This is a genomic window from Streptomyces sp. NPDC058964 (genome assembly GCF_042741275.1).
Taxonomy (GTDB): Bacteria; Actinomycetota; Actinomycetes; order Streptomycetales; family Streptomycetaceae; genus Streptomyces.
In genome coordinates this window covers 1-3,193 of sequence record NZ_JBHYKH010000751.1, presented here as the reverse complement: position 1 = coordinate 3,193, position 3,193 = coordinate 1, and the positions used below count along the sequence as shown (strand labels likewise).

The window sequence follows — 3,193 nt, the reverse complement described above, 5'->3', positions numbered from 1 at the left end:
GGTCCTCGCCGACACCCAGCGCGACCGGGAACGGCTCGCCGTCTACGAGGACCGCGACCGCATCGCGCGCGACCTGCACGACCTCGTCATCCAGCGACTGTTCGCCACGGGAATGATGCTGGAGAGCGCGCAGCGCAGGGCGCTCGTGCCCGAGGTGCGTGACGGAGTGGGCGGGGCCGTCGACGAGCTCGACGTCACCATCCAGGAGATCCGCTCCGCGATCTTCGCGCTGCGGCAACCCGCCGAGGCACCCGAAGGACTGCGCACCCGCGTGCTGCGTGAGGTCGCCATGGCCGCCGTGCCGCTCGGCTTCTCGCCCTCCCACCGCTTCGTCGGCCCCGGCGGTCCATGCTCGCGCAGCGGTAACCGGCCTTCAGCAGCGACGGCATCTGGAACTCCCACATCTCCGAGCCCAGCCAGGCGCTGTTCACGAGGACGACCACCGGGCCGTCCGCCGGGCCGTGGTCGATGTAGTGCAGGCGTACACCGTCGGTGGGGCTCTCGAAGTACGGCATCTGGGACGTCCTCCTGGAATCCGGTGAGTGGTGCCTCTGCGAGGTACGTGTTTCATGATTGCTTCACCGGTGGCGGAGGTCGATTACCTCAGGGGTCATGGGCCGTGGCGCGGGCGTGCTCGCGCACCTGCGCGGCCCCGGGGCCGTACGTCGCTCGCGCCCCTCAGTCGGCGGGCTCGTCCGGCACGGGACGCTCCGGGTGCACCGCCCCCGAGCGCGGTGCACCCCGCCGCCCCGTGCCCGCCTCGTCGGTGTCGGGGACGTCGTGCCCCGGGCGGGCGCGGGCGGACTCCGTCTCGGCGGTCTCCCACGGGTCGTCCCCGGGGCCGGCCTGCTGGTCCTGCATGTCGCGCGGAACGGGTGCCCTGCTCCCGGCGGGCCCACGGTTGCGGTGGTCGGCCACGGCGTGACTCCCCTCGCGTCGGTTGGGGCGGTTCGCGAGTACCTCGCGGACGGGGCGCGAAACGCGTGGCCCGGCCGTCGAGGCCGTCCGGAACCCGGCCGGGGACAACACACCTTGGGCCCTGTCGTCGAATCCCCGCCACGCCGGGGCCGCGCCGGGGCGGACGACGGGGATGTGACGACAGGACCTCTAGCGCGGCGCCCGTTCCTGAAGGGCCGCCCGCCAGGCCGGGAGGCGGTCCTCGGCCGTCGGCCGCGCACGCTGCCCGCCGCGGGCGAAGAAGTCGGCGAGCGGCAGGATCGCGGCGCCGACGGTGACCGCGTCGGGTCCGAGCCTGCCCAGGTCGATGCGCACCTTCTCGGCCGGGTGGCGCAGCGCGTACGTGGTCGCGTGCCGGCGTACGGCGGGCAGGAACCGCGCGCCGAGCTGGAGTCCGGCCCAGCCGCCGATCAGGATCCGCTCGGGCTGGAAGAGGTTGATCAGGTCGGACAGACCGGCGCCGAGGTACTCGGCGGTCTCCTCGAGCACGGCGAGCGCGACCGGGTCCTCGGCGGCGCCCTCGGAGGGATACGCGGCGGCCAGCATCGCGGTGAGCGCGGTCTCCTCGTCGGTGCCCTCCGGCGGACGCCCGCCCTCCTCCCGCCAGCGGGCGAGCAGGGACTCGGCCCCCGCGTAGGCCTCGAGGCAGCCGAGCGCGCCGCCCCGGCAGCGCCGCCCCCCGACCCCGACCCCGCAAATCCCCCCCACCCCTACCGTCAGATGCCCCCACTCGACGGCCCGCCCGTGCTCCACCTCGGGGGTGACGAGGCAGGCGCCGACGCCGGAGCCGAAGAGCACCACGACCGCGTTGCGGGCGCCGCGCCCCGCGCCGAACCACATCTCCGCCTGCCCGAGCGTCTTCGCACCGTTGTCGATGAAGTACGGTACGGAATCGGGAAGTTGGGAGCCGGAGCGGAGCAGCTCCTCCAGCGGCACGGCGTCCCAGCCGATCGTCTGCCCGTGCACGACGGCACCTCGGTCCGCGGTGTGCTCGATGATTCCGGGGACGCCCACACCTACGCCGAGGAGCTGCCCGGGGTCGATCCCTGCGGCCTCGAGGACCTCGGCGACGCCGTCACGGATGTGGCCGACGATGACGTCGACGTCGTACCGCTGCTGCGCCAACGGCCTTTCGGCGCGGGCGAGTTCGGTGAGGGTCAGGTCGAACAGCTCGACCCGGACCCGGGTCTCGCCCACGTCGACGCCGATCATGTGTCCGCTGCCCGGGGCGACGCGCAGCAGGGTGCGGGGGCGGCCGCCGTCGGAGTCGACGCTGCCGGCCTCCTCGACCAGTCCGTCGGCGATCAGATCCGCGACGACGTTGCTGACCGAGCCGGAGCTCAGCCCGGTCGCCGGGCCGAGCTCGAACCGGCTGAGCGGCCCGTCGAAGTACAGCCGTTGCAGCACCGCCGTGCGGTTCCCCCGTCTGAGGTCGCGTACCGTGCGCCCGTTCCGCCCCGCCATGTGGCTCCCTTCGAACCCTGCCCGACCTGCAACATACCCCCGTGGGTGAGCTTGGCGCGACTTTCCTCCAACCCTTAGTTCACGCTATGAGCTAAGACGGCCGGGCGAGGCTGCCGAACTCGTCCGGCGCGGCGACCGGTTCGGGGCCACCTGCTCCCGCGCCCAGCGCCCGCGCTCCTCCCCCACGGCCCGCGGAACGGCCTCGGTGAGACCCCGGATCGTCCGCCCGCCGTCGAACGGTTGGCCGGCCCGCGACATGGCGCAGGGCCGCCGCCGCACGCGCCGGGACGACGTCGTACCGGAAATCCACTGGCTCCCCCACTCCTTGGCTACCTAGGCTAGGCAGAAACCTAGTGCTCCTAGTTTCATGCCTCCCCGGAAGGACCTCCCCATGAGATCACTCACCGAGCGGGACATCCGCAGCTCATTCGTCAACTGCTCCAAGGGAGAGGCCGGACGGCTGTCGGTACCCCGCGACCTCGCCGAACGCCCGTGGGACGACCTGGACTTCCTCGGCTGGCGGGATCCCGGCGCGCCCGGCCGCTGCTGTCTGGTCACCGAGCGGGCGGGCCGGCCCGTGGGCGTCGCGCTGCGCTTCCCGCCCGCACGGCGGAGCCTGCTGCACCGCAGCATGTGCTCGGTGTGCCTGACGACGCACCCCGGGGGCGGCGTCTCGCTGATGACGGCCCGGAAGGCGGGCGCGGCGGGCCGCGAGGGCAATTCGGTCGGCCTGTACATGTGCGCGGACCTCGCCTGCTCGCTGTACGTGCGC

The 3,193-nt window shown here is 73.4% G+C and carries 3 protein-coding genes and 1 pseudogene; 2 read left to right on the top strand and 2 right to left on the bottom strand.

What is annotated here, in order from left to right:
- A pseudogene (locus tag ACFW2E_RS44180) lies at positions 1-340 on the top strand (histidine kinase); the annotation flags it as partial.
- Between the two features lie 338 nt (positions 341-678).
- Here the strand turns inward: ACFW2E_RS44180 and ACFW2E_RS44175 are convergent.
- Positions 679-918 carry a hypothetical protein gene (locus ACFW2E_RS44175; protein WP_384477033.1) on the bottom strand — a complete coding sequence of 80 codons (240 nt, stop codon included), beginning with the start codon at positions 916-918 and terminating at the stop codon, positions 679-681.
- Between the two features lie 189 nt (positions 919-1,107).
- A complete protein-coding gene (locus ACFW2E_RS44170; RefSeq protein ID WP_384477030.1) occupies positions 1,108-2,421 on the bottom strand; it encodes an ROK family protein in 1,314 nt (437 codons plus the stop codon).
- 391 nt (positions 2,422-2,812) lie between these two features.
- Here ACFW2E_RS44170 and ACFW2E_RS44165 point away from each other — a divergent pair.
- Positions 2,813-3,193: FBP domain-containing protein (locus ACFW2E_RS44165; protein WP_384477027.1), on the top strand; the 381-nt coding region annotated here is incomplete at its 3' end.

Bases quoted from the DNA above. Each gene is read 5' to 3' on its own strand.
- ACFW2E_RS44170 (WP_384477030.1), bottom strand. From the start codon at position 2,421: ATGGCGGGGCGGAACGGGCGCACGGTACGCGACCTCAGACGGGGGAAC.